Origin of the sequence: Streptococcus oralis subsp. oralis (genome assembly GCF_002096435.1) — a bacterium.
GTDB classification, from domain to species: Bacteria; Bacillota; Bacilli; order Lactobacillales; family Streptococcaceae; genus Streptococcus; species Streptococcus oralis_AA.
The window spans coordinates 1-308 of sequence record NZ_NCUI01000003.1 but is presented as its reverse complement, the minus strand read 5'-3'; the positions used below and the strand labels follow the sequence as shown (position 1 = coordinate 308).

General features: G+C 46.4%; 1 protein-coding gene. It reads right to left on the bottom strand.

Translation table 11 applies throughout. The annotated features are described in order from the left end of the window. Positions 1–308, bottom strand: a 308-nt coding sequence (locus tag B7723_RS00015) for an isopeptide-forming domain-containing fimbrial protein (RefSeq protein WP_142358066.1), incomplete at both ends; no start/stop codon positions are given.

Here is a 308-nt window from a genome sequence, read left to right as displayed (position 1 = left end):
AATTTAGCACTTGAAGTTCCTGCGAATTCAAGAACGTCCACTAGGGTATCTGTGACTGAGAAGGCTGTCGCATCTTGCGCTACTGTTGTTTTCACGTTGTATGTGAAGACTTCATCACGTTTTGCGAGAGTTTCTTCTGCCTTGCCATTCACATCTTTCTTGATTTCTGGCTCGTCTGGTGTTGGAGGTGTTACTGGGACTTCGTTAGAGTCCTTGTGCACACCTGGTTTGTGTGGGAAGCTTGCGTCATAAGAAGCCTTATTCGGAATCTGTGTACGGCCGTCTTCCTTCACATATGCGGACAAGTT